The sequence below is a fragment of the Flavobacterium sp. FG68 genome (assembly GCF_057808895.1).
In genome coordinates, this window is record NZ_JBMDIY010000006.1 from 125667 (window position 1) to 142857 (window position 17191).

Consider the following 17191-nt stretch of genomic DNA (forward strand, 5'->3'; position numbering starts at 1 on the left):
TCAGCGGATTTAGGCAGATCTGCGCAGATTTTAAAGAGTAAAAATACAGAAAATAATCTGCTAAAATCTGCTAAATCTGCGTGAAAAAAAAGCCTAAGATTAGGAGATTATAATAGATTAAAAGAAAAAAATAAATCGGCGCAATCTGCTAAATCTGCGAGAAAAATTTAAACTCTCGCAGATTTAGCAGATCAAGCAGATTAAATTTATATCAAAATGAAAAAGAACATCATCATCTCAAGTTTGTTTCTTTCAACCGTAATCTTTGCACAGAATAAAGGTTTGGTTGCGAATTCAGAAAGCCCGTATTCGAAACTGCAAAGTGTAGGTTTACAAGATGTAAAATGGACAAAGGGTTTTTGGAAAGAACAATTTGATGTAGAAACCAAAAATACGCTGCCGTATATGTGGGATTTGTATCATAACGATTCGATTTCGCACGCTTATAAAAACTTCGAAATAGCAGCGGGTTTAAGCAAAGGAGCTTTCAAAGGGCCTTCGTTTCATGATGGTGATTTCTATAAGATTTTTGAAGGAATGGCAGCCACTTATGCCGTAACAAAAGATAAAAAGCTCGATGCTGAAATGGATAAAGCCATTGCGCTTTTCGCGAAAGTACAGCGCAAAGACGGTTATATTCATACGCCAGTTTTAATTGACGAACGATGGGGAACTTTAGGTCCGGAAGAAGTAAAAAAACAATTAGGTTTTGAGAAATACAACATGGGACATTTAATGACTGCAGCCTGCATTCATTATCGTGCTACACGAAAAACAAATTTTTTGAATATTGCAAAAGGCGTTGCAGATTTTTTGTATGATTTTTACAAAAAAGCTTCACCAGAATTAGCTCGAAATGCGATTTGTCCGTCACATTATATGGGAATTGTTGAAATGTACAGAACGACTAAAAATCCGAAATATCTGGAATTAGCGAATAATTTAATTGACATTCGCGGAACAACAAATGACGGAACCGATGATAATCAGGACAGAGTTCCGTTTAGACAACAGACAACTGCAATGGGACACGCCGTGAGAGCAAATTATCTTTACGCCGGAGTTGCCGATTTATATGCTGAAACGGGAGAAAAGAAATTGCTAGATAATCTAGAATCCATTTGGGATGATGTAACGTATCGTAAAATGTACATTACAGGTGGTTGTGGTTCTTTGTATGATGGAGTTTCGCCAGACGGAACTTCTTATGATCCAACTGTAGTGCAGAAAATCCACCAAGCTTACGGAAGACCTTTTCAATTACCAAATGCAACGGCACATACTGAAACCTGCGCTAATATTGGAAACGTTTTATGGAACTGGAGAATGCTTCAAATTACGGGCGATGCCAAATATGCTGATATTATAGAATTGGCATTATACAACAGCGTTCTTTCAGGAATGGATTTAGAAGGTGAAAAATTCTTGTATAATAATCCGCTGAATGTTTCTAATGATTTACCATTTCAACAGCGTTGGGGAAATGAGCGTGAAGGATATATAGCTTTATCAAACTGCTGTGCTCCAAACGTAACCAGAACGGTTGCCGAAATAGGAAATTATGCTTACAATATTTCGAAAGAAGGTTTGTATGTTAATTTATACGGAAGTAACCAATTGAAAACAAAATTTTTAAACGGAGAAGAAATTGAAATTGAACAGCAGACGAATTATCCTTGGGACGGAAAAATAACCTTGAAAATTGTAAAGACACCAAAAGATTTACAGAATTTCTTTTTAAGAATTCCGGGTTGGAGTCAGAACGCTTCGGTTTCCATTAATAATTCAAAAATTACTGATAAGATCGTTTCGGGTACTTATTTAAAATTAAATCAAAAATGGAAAAAAGGAGATGTGATTGAATTGAATCTCCCAATGCCGGTTGAATTAATGGAAGCCAATCCGTTGGTTGAAGAAGTTAAAAATCAGGTTGCCGTAAAAAGAGGGCCTTTAGTTTATTGTTTAGAATCTGATCAGCTTCCGGCAAAAACAAGTGTAAATGATGTGTCTTTAAATGTGAATTCGAAATTTGCAACTAACAGTTTTACATTAAATAATAGAAATTTAGTCAGCATTGATGCTGAAGCGGTTCTAAATTCTAATAATTCATGGAATAAAACTTTATACAAACCGCTTTCTTCTAAAGATGCAACTGTGGTATCAGTAAAATTGATTCCGTATTTTGCATGGGGAAATAAAGGAAAAGGAGAAATGACGGTTTGGATGTCGCATTAAAATTATATATAGATTCCTGTTTTTTCGTAGAGACGCACCGCAGTGCGTCTAACGTAACGTAGCCACAATGTTTGATATACATGGCGTAGACGCACTGCGGTGCGTCTCTACAGATAAACTTTGTCTAAAAATCCTAACATTAAATACTATGAAACATATTCTGTTTTTATTTCTAATAACACTTTCAATATCAGCCCAAACACTAGATAATAAATTGGTATTAACCGTTGCCCAAGATGGTTCTGGAGATTTTAAAACCATTCAGGAAGCGGTGAATAATGTCAAAGATAATTCAGAAAAAAGAGTTGTAATAACAATAAAGCCAGGAAAGTACATAGAAAAATTAGAGATTCCGACTGCTAAAACATTCATTACTTTAAAAGGAACGGACAGAGAGAAAACCATTATTTCATTTGATGATTATTCGGGGAAACCGCTTCGTGAAAATGATCCATCTGGAAAAAAGACTCTTGGAACTTCAACTTCGTATTCTTTTTTAATTAAAGGAAACGATTGCACGCTGGAAAATCTTACCATTGAAAATACGGCAGGAAGAGTTGGACAGGCAGTGGCACTGCATATAAAAAGTGATCGGGTTATTGTAAAGAACTGTAATATTTTAGGAAATCAGGATACGCTATTTTTATCACAAGAAAATACCCGCGCTTACTTTGAAAACTGTTTCATAAACGGAACAACCGATTTTATCTTCGGAGCGGCAACAGCTTATTTTTATAAATGTACAATTGAAAGTTTAACTAATTCCTATATTACAGCCGCTTCAACTCCGCAAGGTCAGGCATATGGATTTGTTTTTACAGATTGTAAACTTACTGCAAAGGACAAATCGGTAGATAAAGTTTTTTTAGGAAGACCGTGGAGACCTTATGCACAAACGGTTTTTATGAACACAGATATTGGTTCGCATATCATACCAGAAGGCTGGAACGCATGGATTGATACCAGATTTCCTGATAAAGATAAAACAGCTTATTATGCAGAATATGGCAGTAAAGGTTCAAGCGCAAAAGATTTGTCACAAAGAGTATCCTGGTCGCATCAGTTGAAAAAAGGGGATATTAAAAAATACAATCGCGATTTGGTTTTAAATGGATGGAATCCGGATAAATAATGATGAAGATTTAAACTATTTAATATTCAATTGCTATCACGTTGATAACTATAGGTTTTTTCTGGATTTTGTGTCCAAAAAACATTTCTAATTTTTTTATTGGTCAGATTTTACGTTTAAAAAAACATTTTTTTAGTAAAATTTTAAGGAATGTTTTGTAAAGCGAAAACGTTTTCAGGTTGTAAGATTTCTACTTTAAAAAATGGCTTTTCTTTAAAAATAGAAGCCATTTTTTCGTTTAATAATGCTAAACTTAACTCATTAAATAACAGTATTTCAGTACCTGATTTTGCAGAAAAAACAGCTATTTTTTGTTTTTAATGCTAATTCTTCTGTATTTGTTTTAAAAGCAGTTCTTCTATTTAATTATACTCAAACTTATTACTCGTTTTTTCTATTTTGTCTATTTTTTCCTTCTTTTTTTTATTAATATTGTTTTTTTGAGTTAGTTTTTTTTAGATAATGCCAGTAAAGCAGGATAGAACAGGACGGTTCTAATTCGTCATCGTTATATTTTTGGTATACAAAATAAATGTGTTTTTAACATTTAATTTAAGGCCTATTAAACTTTTTTTAATTTTTGATATCTTTAAGTGAAACACATTTAACATGACTAACTAACACTAAATAAAACCTAACCAAAACAAAAACATTTATGAAACAAGCACTTTTAAAGAGATGTAGTTTTCTTTTGTTTACACTGATGAGTGTGATGAGTTATGCTCAAAACTCAAATCTAGTTACAGTAACAGGAACTGTGACTGATCATGTGTCTGGTTTACTTCCAGGAGTAAACGTAACAGAGAAATCTACAAAGAATAATGTTACGACAGATTTTAATGGTCAATTTCAAATTAAAGTTAAGCCAAATGCAACTTTAGTTTTTTCTTTTATCGGAATGAGAAAACAAGAAGTAGCAATTGGAACACGTACAACTGTAAATGTTAAACTAACAGAAGATTCAAACGAATTACAGAATATTGTTGTAGTTGGATATGGTTCTCAGAAAAAAGAGAAACTTACAGGAGCTATTGCTACAATTAATGCAACAGATATTCAGGAGCTTCCGGTGTCAAATTTATCAGATGCCTTAAGAGGTTTAGTGCCTGGTTTGAGCGTTATAGATGGAGGCGGGCGTCCAGGCGATGCAGGGTCAATCGAAATTCGTCAAACTTATGGTTTCTCAAAAGATGGTAGTTCAAAAACACCATTAATTGTAATTGATGATATGATTCAGGTAGATCCTGTTACAGGTAGAGCTTCTTTGGAAGCATTTAATAGATTAGATCCTTCAGAGATAGAAAGCATGACTGTTTTGAAAGATGCTTCAGCTGCAATTTATGGATCTCGTGCATCTCAAGGAGCAATTGTTATTAAAACTAAAAGAGGAAAAAGCGGTGTGCCTTCATTTTCATATTTTAGTCAGTTTGCTGTAAACGATGCTGTTAGTCACAGTAAAACGATGAGTGCATATGACTATGGTGTTTTTTCTAATAGATTTTTTACTGGAGGAAATAATATTGGTACTAATGGATCATACCTTTTTACTCCAACAGAATTAGAAGAAATGAAAGGATTGAATTATGACTGGTTAGAAGAAGCATGGAAGCCTGCAATACAGCAAAAACATACTTTAAGTGTAAATGGCGGTACAGAAAAAGCAACTTATTTTGCTGGGATCAATTACTTTACGCAAGGAGCAAATTTAGGAAAGCAAGATTATAATAAATGGAATTTCCGTACGGGTATGACAGCAAAAATCTCAAGCTCTTTAGATTTTTCTGCAGCAGTTTCCGGAAATTCAGGAGATATTGAAAAATCATTTACTAAAGCTTCATCTGGTATTAATGACAGTAGTTATGCTTCTGCATCAGGTGGAGAACAAGCTGATTATGGATTTTTACTTCATATGCCAAAATATATTCCGTGGGAAACTGTTGTAGATGGCAAGGAGTATTATATGTCACCATTTGCTCGTACAGATCGTACATTAGGTAGTGCAAATGCAAATAATACAATTGCAGGATATAATTATTTTGCTTCTCTAAATAATGGCTCTAAACAAATTTCAAGTGATTTTTCTTATAATGTAAATATGTCACTTAACTGGAAAGTTCCATTTATTAAAGGATTGTCTATTAAAGGAACTTATTCAAGAACACAAAATTCAGAAAGTACAGAGCAAGTTCAATTGCCATATGATTTGGCAAGAATAATGGGGTATGAAAAATTAGACGGCCATTTAGCAAGTGCAGCATTGCCAACAACTACAAATAATGGAGTTGATAATTATTATGTAATTGAAACTAATACTCGTAGTTCAAGAGTATACTATGATAGTTTTAATTCTAAAGCTATGCAAGCCAACTTTTTTATAGATTACAATAGAACATTTGATAACCATGAAATAGGTGCTATGTTCTCTGTAGAACGATCAGAAACAGAATTCAACAGCACGCGTTTAGCATTTGAAAATACAGGTAAAGATTATGCAGGTTCTTACCAAACTGCAGGTACCTTAACTACAAATTCAACAGCATTAAAAGGAGAGCAAGGAACTTTGTCTTATTTAGGACGTGTTAATTATAGCTATAAATCACGATATATGCTTCAGTTCCTTTTTAGAAGTGATGCATCTACAAAATTTGCACCAGAAAACTATTGGGGATTCTTCCCTTCACTGCAAGCAGGATGGATTGTTTCAAAAGAAGACTGGTTTACTAATAACGTATCATGGATAGATTTTCTTAAGGTACGTTATTCAATTGGAAAAACAGGAAATGATAATATTAATCCATGGAGGTGGATGAAATTGTATGATGTAAATGCAGACAAAGGATTTCAGTTTGGATCAAACGGAGGAACGTTAGGAGGATCTGTAACGCCTAGAGTAGAACCAAACAGAAATGTAGGATGGGATGCAACCGTAAAAAACAACCTAGGTATTGATTTGGCGGTACTAAAAAATAGATTGTCTTTAACAGCTGATTTTTATTATGATAAGTCTAAAGACATGTTAACAGGTATGGCTGGCGTAGTTGGAGTGCCAATTTCTGTAGGTGGTGGATTCGCTGAAGAAAACTACGCAGCAGTTGATTCTTGGGGAGCAGAGTTTAGCTTGACATGGAAAGATAAGATTAATAAAGATTTTAATTATAATGTTGGTGTTAACTTTGGTTTATCTGATAACGAAATTAAAAAATATCCTGAACCAGCTTTAATGCATCCGTCAAATAACCTGACACAAGCAGGTCAGTCTACATTTTTCCCACAATGGGGATTCAGAACATGGAAAGGAACTTCAACAGGAGATGGTATATTACGTACAGATGAAGATGTTACTAACTACTGGAATTATTTAACAGCAAATGCCGCTGCAGTTGGTGGGGCACCAAATTACATGGGGATTTCTTCTGTATCAAATATGAGGCGAGGAATGCTTGCTTATGAAGATGCCGGAGGACAGTTTAATGATAAAGACGGTACTCAGGCAGGGCCAAACGGGCAAATTCAAAAAAATGAAGACTACGTAAAATTGGTTAACAAAAACAGAACTTACGGATTTACTACAAATTTAGGAGCAAGATATAAATCGTTTTTCTTCAAAACACAAATTGCTACATCTTGGGGAGGTTATCGCGCTATAGATGTTGTAAAACAAGGAACAGGATCTACACACAATATGTGGGCACGTGAAACTTTTTGGAATGATATGTATGCAGATGATAATCCAAATGGAAAATATCCAAATTTAGCTAATCAGGATTATATTGCTGTTCCATCTGATTTCTGGCAGTTAGATACATTCCGTTGTACAGTAAGAAACTTAACATTAGGATTTGACATGCCAAAAGAGATTTTAGATAAAGTTAAAATTGCAAAATGGTCAATTGGTGTAACGGGTAATAATCTTTGGGATTTATATAACCCTTATCCAGATCACTACCGTAATATGTACGATAGTTCTTCTGAGAATTATCCAACATTAAGAACATGGGCCGTTACATTTAATATTACATTCTAATTTAATTAATACTAAAGATGAAACTAAAAATTAATAAATATATAACTTTAGCACTTGTTGCAGTGTTAAGTGCTTCTTGTAGTGATAGTTTTTTGGAAGAAAAGAAAAATTACGGAAGTGTAGATGATTCATTTTATGAAAGCCAGGAAAAAGCTAACTGGTATGTTAATAATGTTTACTTTGATTATTATTCTGCTTTTAAATCTCCTAACCAAAGTTTAGTTGGGTCTTTTACAGATGTATATTCTAAAATGACCGAAGAAATAGGAGGAATACAGCCCCTTATTAATCCAACAATTACGTATGTAAATGCAGCTGATGGATCTGGTTATTACGGAGGAAAATTGGAAGACAAAATTAATAATGTTCCTTATAACAGAATTAGAGACTGTAACTCTTTTATTAGGGATATAGATGTAAAAGGAGCTAATTTAGACAAAACATTTCGCGATCAGGCAAAAGGGCAGTTATATTATTTGCGCGCTGTTCAGTACTTTGATTTGATGAAAGTATATGGAGGTGTTCCAATTGTTACAGAAGTTCAGACTCCAAATTCAGAAAACGAAGAAATTAAAGTACCTAGAGCTACAGTAACTCAAGTTGTAGAGCAAATCGTAAAAGATTTAGATATGGCGGCAAGTTTATTGCCTCCAAATTGGACAGGCGAATATGGACGTGTTACAAAAGGTGCAGCTTTAGCAGTAAAATCTAGAGTATTGTTAACATATGCAAGTCCATTATTTAATAAAAACTGGGATAATTCTAACGAACGTTGGGAAGCAGCATTAAAAGCTGGTTTAGAAGCTGAAACGGCATTAACAGCAGCAGGCTATGGACTTTATGGAAACTCAGCCAAAGACTGGCAGAATATGTTTGCCCTTGGCGGTAATGCTTTCTGTTCTGAAGCGATTACAACACAGCTTTTAACAGTCACTAATAGTAATGTAGCAATGAATAACTCTTGGGAAAAGGCTATTCGCCCAATAAGCCAGGGTGGAACAGGTTCTCTTGAAGCACCTAAAGAAATGATTGATTTATTTCCTATGGATAATGGTGCAAGACCAACAACTGCAAATGGTTATAATTCATTTCTTTTCTTCATGAAACGTGACCCAAGATTTTACAGAACATTTGCTTTTTCTGGAGTTAAATGGGATTATAAAGAAAGTGCAAAACCAGTTGTTTGGGCTTATCGTTGGTTAGACGGTTCAAATAAATCTTACTATAGCGATTCAAACAATGAGACAAGTCCAGCTTTAGTTAGAAAAATGACAGATGTAACAGCTACTAATGCAAGTAGTTTTCAATATTCTGGAAATGATATTTTAGAATATCGTTATGCAGAATTATTATTGAATATTGCTGAATGTTATGCTGCATTAGGACAAACAGGTAATGCTACAGCTTATTTAGGAAGAATTAGAAAAAGAGTAGGTATCAGTGCTACAAATAATTACGGAATAGGAACACTATCAGATAAATATGCAGCAATAGAAGCCGTATTATACGAAAGAAGAGTTGAGTTAGCTTACGAAGGAAAACGTTTTTGGGATATTCAACGCTGGATGCTTTATGATAACGCTACAGTTTCGGGAACGACTAGCGGAAGTACTATTACTAAATTAGGGTTACAGCCAATAAATGGTACACAAAGAACAGGAAACTATTTGCAATATAAAAATACAGCAACAAACGCAGATCCTTTAGCAGCAGCTCGTGCAAGTATTTCAGCAGATCCGGATTCAGCTAATTTCCAAACACAGTTAACAGCTTTAGCAACATTCTATACAGATAACTTCGTATTTGTAGCGCCGCCAACTCCTATGGATAATGTTAATAATGCAGCGGTTAAAATTAAATTTAATCCGAACTATTACATTATGGGATTACAAAATACAGTTTTATCACAAAACCCTTGGTTGAAACAAACAATCGGTTGGAAAGATGCTTCTGGTGGTGATGGAGATTATAATTATCAAGAATAAGATAAGCACGATGAATTGCCCTAAATCATTAAGCATATCTAATAATAAAAAACAAAATTAAACATGACAAACCTTCACCTGTATTCTACTTAGATGCAGGTGATTTGTTTAAACAGAATTACCAAAATCAAAATTAACATGAAAAATTCCGCATTATTTATCTTGACACTCCTGTTTTTGGGAAATGCAAAATGTTTCGCTCAGTATCCAAAACTAAGTGCAGAAGTTCAGGCGCAGGAAAAAGCTATTAAAGATGAAGCAAACAGACTTTCTGATGAAGCTTGGGCGAAAGCTTTAGTAGTTATTGAAGAAGAAGCAAAACATGGTAAACCATACATTCCATGGGCATCTCGTCCAAATGACTTACCACAGGCAGAAATTCCTGCTTTCCCGGGTGCAGAAGGAGGCGGAATGTTCACTTTTGGAGGTCGCGGCGGAAAAGTGTACACGGTAACAAGTTTAGAAGACCGTGGGCCAGGAACACTTCGTGATGCATGTGAACAAGGAGGAGCAAGAATAATAGTATTTAATGTTTCAGGAATTATCAGAATCAAAAGTCCGTTAATTATTCGCGCGCCATATATTACAATTGCAGGACAAACAGCTCCCGGAGACGGAATTTGTGTTGCCGGAGAATCAGTTTGGATTGATACGCACGATGTAATTATCAGACACATGCGTTTCCGCAGAGGAGAAACTTTCGTTGGGCGTCGTGATGATGCAATTGGAGGAAATCCTGTTGGAAACATTATGATCGACCACGTATCAGCAACTTGGGGATTAGACGAAAATATGTCAATTTACAGACACATTTACAGCCCGGGTCCAGGTTACCCAGATATAAAAGTAGGAACCGTAAATATTACAATCCAAAACAGTTTATTTGGAGAAGCATTAGACACTTACAACCACGCTTTCGGAAGTACTTTAGGTGGTGAAAACTGTTCCTTTATGAGAAACATGTGGGCTAATAATGCAGGTAGAAATCCTTCTATCGGTTGGAATGGAATTTTCAATTTTGTAAACAATGTAGTTTTCAACTGGTACAACAGATCTACAGACGGAGGTGATTATACAGCAAATTACAACATCATCAATAACTTTTACAAACCAGGTCCAGTTACTGATTTATCTCAGCCAATAAGCTATAGAATCTTAAAACCAGAATCAGGAAGAAGTAAATTACCATACATGGTTTTTGGTAGAGTTTATGCAAACGGAAACGTCATAAACAATAACGAAAAAGTAACAAAAGACAACTGGGACGGCGGAATTCAACTTGAAAATAAAAAAGGAGAATTAATGACATATGACGAAGCAAAAGTCTATTTCGATAAAATGAAAGCAGACAAACCTTTCCCAATGCCTTGGTTCAACAAATTCATGACAGCAGAAGAATCATATGAATTTGTACTTAAAAATGTTGGAGCAACTTTGCCAATTAGAGATAAAGTTGACGAAAGAATCGTAAGAACAGTAAAAACAGGAGTTCCTGAATATGCAAAAGGATTAGAGAAAAAAGAATTCTATCAATTTGAACACAGACGTTTACCGATGGATTCTTATAAAAAAGGAATCATTACAGATATTTCTCAAGTTGGAGGATATCCGGAATACAAAGGAAAACCTTATGTAGATACAGATAAAGACGGAATGCCGGATGCATGGGAGAAAAAATACGGATTAAATCCAAATGATCCATCAGATGCACAAGGAGATTTAAACGAAGACGGATACACAAATATTGAAGATTACATCAACGGTGTAAACCCTGCAATAAAAGTTAACTGGAAAGATCTTGCTAATAATAAAGAAACATTAGTTCGACCAATATTAGATTTAAAATAAGAAACATTTTGAAAACATTCTTGTTTCGCAATGAAATGAGAATATTTTTAAATATTAAAATATCACGAAAAGATGGCATTAAGAAAATTTAATATCAGTTTTTTAGCATTGGTTTTTGCATTTTCGGCTTTAAATGCGCAGCAGCATTTAGATCCTGAATATATTAAAGTTACCAATGAAAGAGCAGCAAAAATAGTTGCCAAATTAGACTTAAAAGATGCTAAAAAAGAAACATCAGTTTCAAATATTATAGCACAGCAATTCAGGGATTTAAGCGAAATTCAGGATGGAAGAGATTCTGAAATCAAAAAAGTAAAAGAAGATACAGGTTTAGCAAAAGAAAAACAAAACGAAAAGATTGATAAACTGAAATCAAAAGCAGATGAATCAATTGAAAAACTGCATAAATCTTACCTTAAAAAATTAGGAAAAGAATTATCAGAAGACAAAATTACTGAAGTTAAAGACGGAATGACTTATGGTGTGCTTCCAATTACAGTTGCAGGTTATAACGATATGCTTCCAAATTTAACTACAGAGCAAAAAGATTATATCTACAAGGCTTTAGTAGAAGCCAGAGAACATGCAATGGACGGCGGCTCATCTAAAGAAAAGCACGGATGGTTTGGCAAATACAAAGGAAGAATCAACAACTATTTATCAAAACAGGGTTACGATCTAAACAAGGAAAGTACTGACTGGCACAAGCGTCTTGAAGAAAGAGAGAAAAGTAAAGTGAAAGATTCTACTTCAAAAGAATAATACACTATAAACTTTACACCAAAAACTATAAACCTTAGATTATCTTTTCATGCAGACTATCTTCCCAATAACCACATTAAAAAGAACCATGATGATTTTTTCATTTTGTTCTTTCTTTACTTCAGCATATGCACAATATCCGGAAATACCGAAACCGCTTCAAGACAAAGCCGATGCAATATTGGCAGATGAAGAAAAAAGGTTAGCCGAAATCTGGAAAAATAATTACAGTACAATACAGGCAGAAGCTAAACAAGGAAAACCTTATTTACCTTGGGCATCTTATCCTAAAGATTTCGTTCAGGCAGATATTCCTGCTTTTCCGGGAGCTGAAGGCGGCGGCGCATTTACACAAGGCGGCCGCGGCGGAAAAATATTTGTAGTGACCAGCTTGGAAGACAGCGGAAAAGGAACTTTTCGTGAAGCATGCGAAGCTGTTGGAGCCAGAACAATCGTATTTAATGTTTCTGGAATAATTCAATTGAAAAAAAGAATCAGCATGCGTGCGCCTTATGTTACAATTGCAGGACAAACGGCTCCGGGCGACGGAATTTGCATTGCAGGAGAAACTTTGGAAATTGATACACACGACGTAATTATCAGACATATGCGTTTCCGTCGTGGAGCAACAGAAGTAACCAGAAGAGATGACGCACTTGGCGGAAATCCAATAGGAAATATAATCGTAGATCATTGCTCTGTAAGTTGGGGATTAGACGAAAATATTTCATTATACAGACATCAGTTTGCGGCAAATGAAAAATCAAAATTAGAAAAACTTCCAGCCTGTAATATTACCATTCAAAATACCATTTCTTCAGAAGGTTTAGATACTTACAATCATGCCTTTGGAAGTACAATTGGCGGATTAAACAGCACATTTATGCGTAATTTATGGGCCGATAATATTTCAAGAAATGCCTCAATCGGAATGTATGGCGATTTTAATTTTGTAAACAATGTGATTTTCAATTGGTGGAATCGTTCTCTTGACGGAGGAGATTATCGTTCAATGTTTAACATCATCAATAATTACTTTAAACCGGGACCAATAACACCAACAGATCAGCCAATTCGCTATAGAATTCTAAAACCGGAATCAGGATATATGAAACCAAAAACATACGGAAGAGCTTATGTTTCTGGAAACTTTATTGTTGGTTCTCCAGAAGTCACAGCCGATAACTGGAATGGCGGTGTACAATTAGAAGACCTTCCGGAAGCAGAAGTAAAATCATATTTAGAATATATCAAACAGCCAAAAGCTTTTACAATGCCTCATATCACTATCATGAAAGCAGAAGAAGCCTATGAATTTGTTTTAAATAATGTTGGAGCAACAATTCCCAAAAGAGATATGGTTGATGAAAGAATTATCAAACAAGTGCGCACAGGAAAAATTGAAGTGAAAGACGGTTTAGAAAACGCAATTGGAAAAGATTTTATTAAAAGAAGATTACCTGCAGACTCTTATAAAAAAGGAATAATTACACATCCTGATCAAGTAGGCGGTTATCCGGTTTACAAAGGAAAAGCCTATAAAGATTCTGATAATGATGGAATTCCAGATGCTTGGGAAAAGAAAAACGGTTTAAACCCGAATGATCCTTCAGACGCCAACAAAGATGCAAACGGCGACGGATACACAAACATCGAGAAATATTTTAACGGAATTGATCCAAACAGTAAAATAGACTGGACAAAAATCGAAAACAATACAGATACATTAGCAAAATCAAAAGGATTATTGCAATAAAGTATTAAATTTAGTCACAGCAATATTCTCGAAGCAAACCAGACAGGTTTTTAAAACCTGTCTGGTTTAATAAGCATACACACAAAGTTTGTCATTTCGACGAAGGAGACTCGAGCGATAGCGAATAGACGAAGTAAATCTCCGCAAGTAACTAACACAAAGTTTATCAAGCAAGCGGAGCAACTAACGGAGATTTCTCCTTCGTCGAAATGACAAGATTGTGGAAATTAGGAATACAAATAATAAACCTAAAAATTATTAAGGTGAATTTTATTCAATTTAAAAATAACATCTTCCTTCAAAAAGATAAAATAGTTTTGTCTGGTTTGGCGTTGTTTTTCAGCATCAACATCACAGCACAAAACACTTTCCCAGATATTGTCAAAACCAAAGAAGGAAAACTTTCTTTTACTGCAGACAGCAAAGGGAATCAAATACCTGATTTTTCATATGCGGGATATATGGCTTCTGAAAAAGCAATTCCAAATGTGGAGAATAAAATTTTTGTTCCGAAACAAGAAGAAGACGCTACCGAAAGAATTCAGGCAGCAATTGATTATGTGAGCAATTTGAAGCCAAATAAATCAGGTTTTCGCGGAGCAATACTTTTAGACAAAGGAATTTTTAAAATAAGCGGAACTTTATTCATTAAAAAATCGGGAGTCATTTTACGCGGAAGCGGAAACACTGAAAACGGAACCGTTCTTTTAGGAACAGGATTAAAAAGAGAAGCACTAATTAGAGTTTTAGGAACTGATGACAAAAAATTAGGAGAAACTTTTGAATTCAATACATCTTACACACCACTTGGAACAAAAAAAATCCAATTAAAAAATACTTCTAAATTAAAACCATATGATGAAATTATCATCAGCAAACCTTTAACCGATAATTGGATTAAAGAGCTAAAAATGGATGATTTTGGAGCAGAAACCGGTTGGGTCGGCTGGAAAAAAAATGATTGGGATATTACTTGGAACAGAGTCGTAACCAATATCAATGGCAACGAGGTAACGCTAAACGCACCATTGACAATGACTCTTGATGATGTTTACGGAACTGCAAAAGTAACTTTATACACTTGGTCAGGAAGAATTGAACAAATCGGGATCGAAAATATTCTGATGAAATCAACTTATGATCAGTCAAAACCAAAAGACGAAGAACACAGATGGTTAGGAATCAGCATTGAAAACACAAAAAATGCATGGGTAAAACAAGTAAACTTCAAGCATTTTTCTGGAGGAGCAGTTGCGTTATTAAAATCGGCACAGCAAATTACCGTTGAAGATTGTATTGCAATCGAACCTGTTTCTGAAATTGCAGGTTTTAGACGTCATACTTTTTATACCGAAGGTCAGCAAACACTGTTTCAACGTTGTTACTCAGAATATGGTTACCACGATTTTGCAGTAGGCGGATTTGGAACAACAGGACCAAATGCGTTTATTCAATGCGAGTCGTTTATGCCTTTCAATAATAGCGGAGCAATTGGCAGTTGGGCAACAGGAGTATTATTTGAAGTTTCGTATATAGACGGACATGCTTTAAGTTATAACAATAGAGAACAAAACGGCAGAGGCGCAGGCTGGACTGCAGCTAATAGCGTAATCTGGGAAACTTCAGCATCTAAAATAGAATGTTACAGCCCGCCAACAGCACAAAACTGGGCTTTTGGAACTTGGGGTGGAATCATGGCTGGCGACGGTCATTGGAAAGATGTAAACGGTCATATCAATCCGAGAAGTTTGTTTTATGCACAATTAGAAAACCGTTTAGGACAGCTTCCTGTAAAACCTTTTATTTACGATTTAGGTTCAGAGCCTTCATCAAGTCCTGAAGTTGAAGCAGCACAAGAATTAACTAAAAATTCTCTTGCTCCAAAAGAAAGTTTACTGGAATGGATTGCCGAAGTTTCAAAAGCGAATCCAATTGATACGAACAATTCAGGACTTAAAAATGCTAATGATTTAAAAATAAATGCAGCACAAAATATAATTTCCACCAACAAAGTAATAACAAAAAACGGATGGCTTACTTATGATAATAAAGTAATTGCCGGAAACCGATTAAGTGTGCCTTGGTGGAGAGGAAGCCTTAGAGACAGCGATATTTCTAAATCATTGCCAGACGTTACCAGATTTGTTCCCGGCAGAACTGGAACAGGTTTTACAGATAATATCAACGAAGTAACAGATTATTTGAACACCAATAATATGGTCGCTTTAGAACATAATTACGGATTATGGTACGAGCGAAGAATGGACGATCACGAACGAGTTCGCCGTTTTGATGCCGATGTTTGGCCGCCATTCTACGAACAGCCATTCGCAAGAAGCGGACAAGATTTAGCCTGGGATCAATTAAGTAAATATGATTTGACAAAATTCAATGATTGGTATTGGGATCGTTTGTCGCTTTTTGCAAATTTGGCAGAAACCAAAGGACAATTGCTAATCAATCAGCAGTATTTTCAACATAACATTATAGAAGCCGGAGCGCATTGGACGAGTTCACCTTGGCGTTCGGCAAATAATATGAACAGTACAGGTTTTCCGGAACCGCCGCCATATGCAGGAGACAAACGTATTTTCATGGCAGAACAATTTTATGATGTTAACAATCCTGCCAGAAGGAAATTACACCAAGGATTTATTCGTAAATCATTAGAAAATTTTCAGGAAAACAGCAATGTAATTCAATTAACAAGTGCCGAATATACAGGCCCGCTTCATTTCATGCAGTTTTGGATTGATGAAGTTCAAAAATGGAAAGACGAAACAGGCAAAAAAGGAATCATTGGTTTAAGTGCGACAAAAGATGTTCAGGATGCTATTTTAAATGATGTACAAAGAGCCAAAACAGTAGATTTAATTGATATCCGTTATTGGTATTATAAAGAAGACGGCACAGCTTACGCACCGCAAGGCGGATTAAATTTAGCGCCAAGACAACATGCCAGAAAATTAAAAACAGGAAAAGAAACAGACGATCAGGTGTATCGTGCCGTTCGTGAATACAGAGAAAAATACCCTGAAAAAGTGATTTTGTATTCTACAGATGCATCTTCAAGATTTGGATGGCCGGCATTAATGGCAGGAGCTTCATTGCCAAATATTCCAAAAATTGAACTGCCTGCATTTTATTCCGCTTTAAGCGAAATGAAATTAGTGAATGGAGATACCTTTTCAGATAATCTGTGGAAATTAGAAAATAAAGGAAAAAGCTATCTTTTCTATTTAAAAAACAACCAAGATATCACAATTGATTTAACAGATACAAAAGGAACTTTCGAAGTATATACAATAAGCACAGCAACAGGAACCATCACCAAAAAAGCAAACATAAACGGAGGAAAACAAATAACAATTCCACAATCCGAAATAAAAGAAAAAGTACTTTTTGTAGTGAAAAAGTAAAAATAAGAGTTAGCCACGAATTTCACGAAT

At 35.1% G+C, this 17191-nt stretch carries 8 protein-coding genes; all 8 read left to right on the top strand.

The window, feature by feature from the left end:
• The first annotated feature begins 216 nt into the window (after positions 1–216).
• The 8 genes from ACODSB_RS05945 to ACODSB_RS05980 all read left to right on the top strand — a co-directional run bounded on the left by ACODSB_RS05945 (position 217) and on the right by ACODSB_RS05980 (position 17161).
• The gene (locus tag ACODSB_RS05945) at positions 217–2235 is read left to right on the top strand and encodes an aceric acid hydrolase (protein ID WP_488936356.1); all 2019 of its coding nucleotides are present in this window, start codon (positions 217–219) and stop codon (positions 2233–2235) included.
• Positions 2236–2383: 148 nt separating this feature from the next.
• Positions 2384–3367: a pectinesterase family protein gene (locus ACODSB_RS05950; protein WP_488936357.1), complete on the top strand. Its 984-nt coding sequence runs from the start codon at positions 2384–2386 to the stop codon at positions 3365–3367.
• A gap of 655 nt (positions 3368–4022) precedes the next feature.
• Positions 4023–7391 (top strand): SusC/RagA family TonB-linked outer membrane protein, encoded by a 3369-nt coding sequence (locus ACODSB_RS05955; RefSeq protein WP_488936358.1) that lies wholly within the window; start codon positions 4023–4025, stop codon positions 7389–7391.
• Positions 7392–7408: 17 nt separating this feature from the next.
• Entirely contained in the window at positions 7409–9376 is a 1968-nt protein-coding gene (locus ACODSB_RS05960) for a RagB/SusD family nutrient uptake outer membrane protein (RefSeq protein WP_180856605.1), read from the top strand.
• Between the two features lie 138 nt (positions 9377–9514).
• Positions 9515–11224, top strand: a complete 1710-nt coding sequence (locus ACODSB_RS05965; protein WP_488936359.1) for a polysaccharide lyase — start codon at positions 9515–9517, stop codon at positions 11222–11224.
• Positions 11225–11296: 72 nt separating this feature from the next.
• A complete protein-coding gene (locus tag ACODSB_RS05970; protein WP_488936360.1) occupies positions 11297–11986 on the top strand; it encodes a DUF3826 domain-containing protein in 690 nt (229 codons plus the stop codon).
• Between the two features lie 49 nt (positions 11987–12035).
• Positions 12036–13742 (top strand): polysaccharide lyase, encoded by a 1707-nt coding sequence (locus ACODSB_RS05975; RefSeq protein WP_488936361.1) that lies wholly within the window; start codon positions 12036–12038, stop codon positions 13740–13742.
• 263 nt (positions 13743–14005) lie between these two features.
• On the top strand, positions 14006–17161 hold the full coding sequence (locus ACODSB_RS05980; protein WP_488936362.1) for a DUF6298 domain-containing protein: 3156 nt from the start codon (positions 14006–14008) through the stop codon (positions 17159–17161).
• The last annotated feature ends 30 nt before the right edge of the window (positions 17162–17191 follow it).

What these genes read in the sequence shown, in the direction of transcription:
- ACODSB_RS05945 (WP_488936356.1), top strand. Translation starts at nt 217, where the DNA reads ATGAAAAAGAACATCATCATCTCAAGTTTGTTTCTTTCAACCGTAATC.
- ACODSB_RS05950 (WP_488936357.1), top strand. Translation starts at nt 2,384, where the DNA reads ATGAAACATATTCTGTTTTTATTTCTAATAACACTTTCAATATCAGCC.
- ACODSB_RS05955 (WP_488936358.1), top strand. Translation starts at nt 4,023, where the DNA reads ATGAAACAAGCACTTTTAAAGAGATGTAGTTTTCTTTTGTTTACACTG.
- ACODSB_RS05960 (WP_180856605.1), top strand. Translation starts at nt 7,409, where the DNA reads ATGAAACTAAAAATTAATAAATATATAACTTTAGCACTTGTTGCAGTG.
- ACODSB_RS05965 (WP_488936359.1), top strand. Translation starts at nt 9,515, where the DNA reads ATGAAAAATTCCGCATTATTTATCTTGACACTCCTGTTTTTGGGAAAT.
- ACODSB_RS05970 (WP_488936360.1), top strand. Translation starts at nt 11,297, where the DNA reads ATGGCATTAAGAAAATTTAATATCAGTTTTTTAGCATTGGTTTTTGCA.
- ACODSB_RS05975 (WP_488936361.1), top strand. Translation starts at nt 12,036, where the DNA reads ATGCAGACTATCTTCCCAATAACCACATTAAAAAGAACCATGATGATT.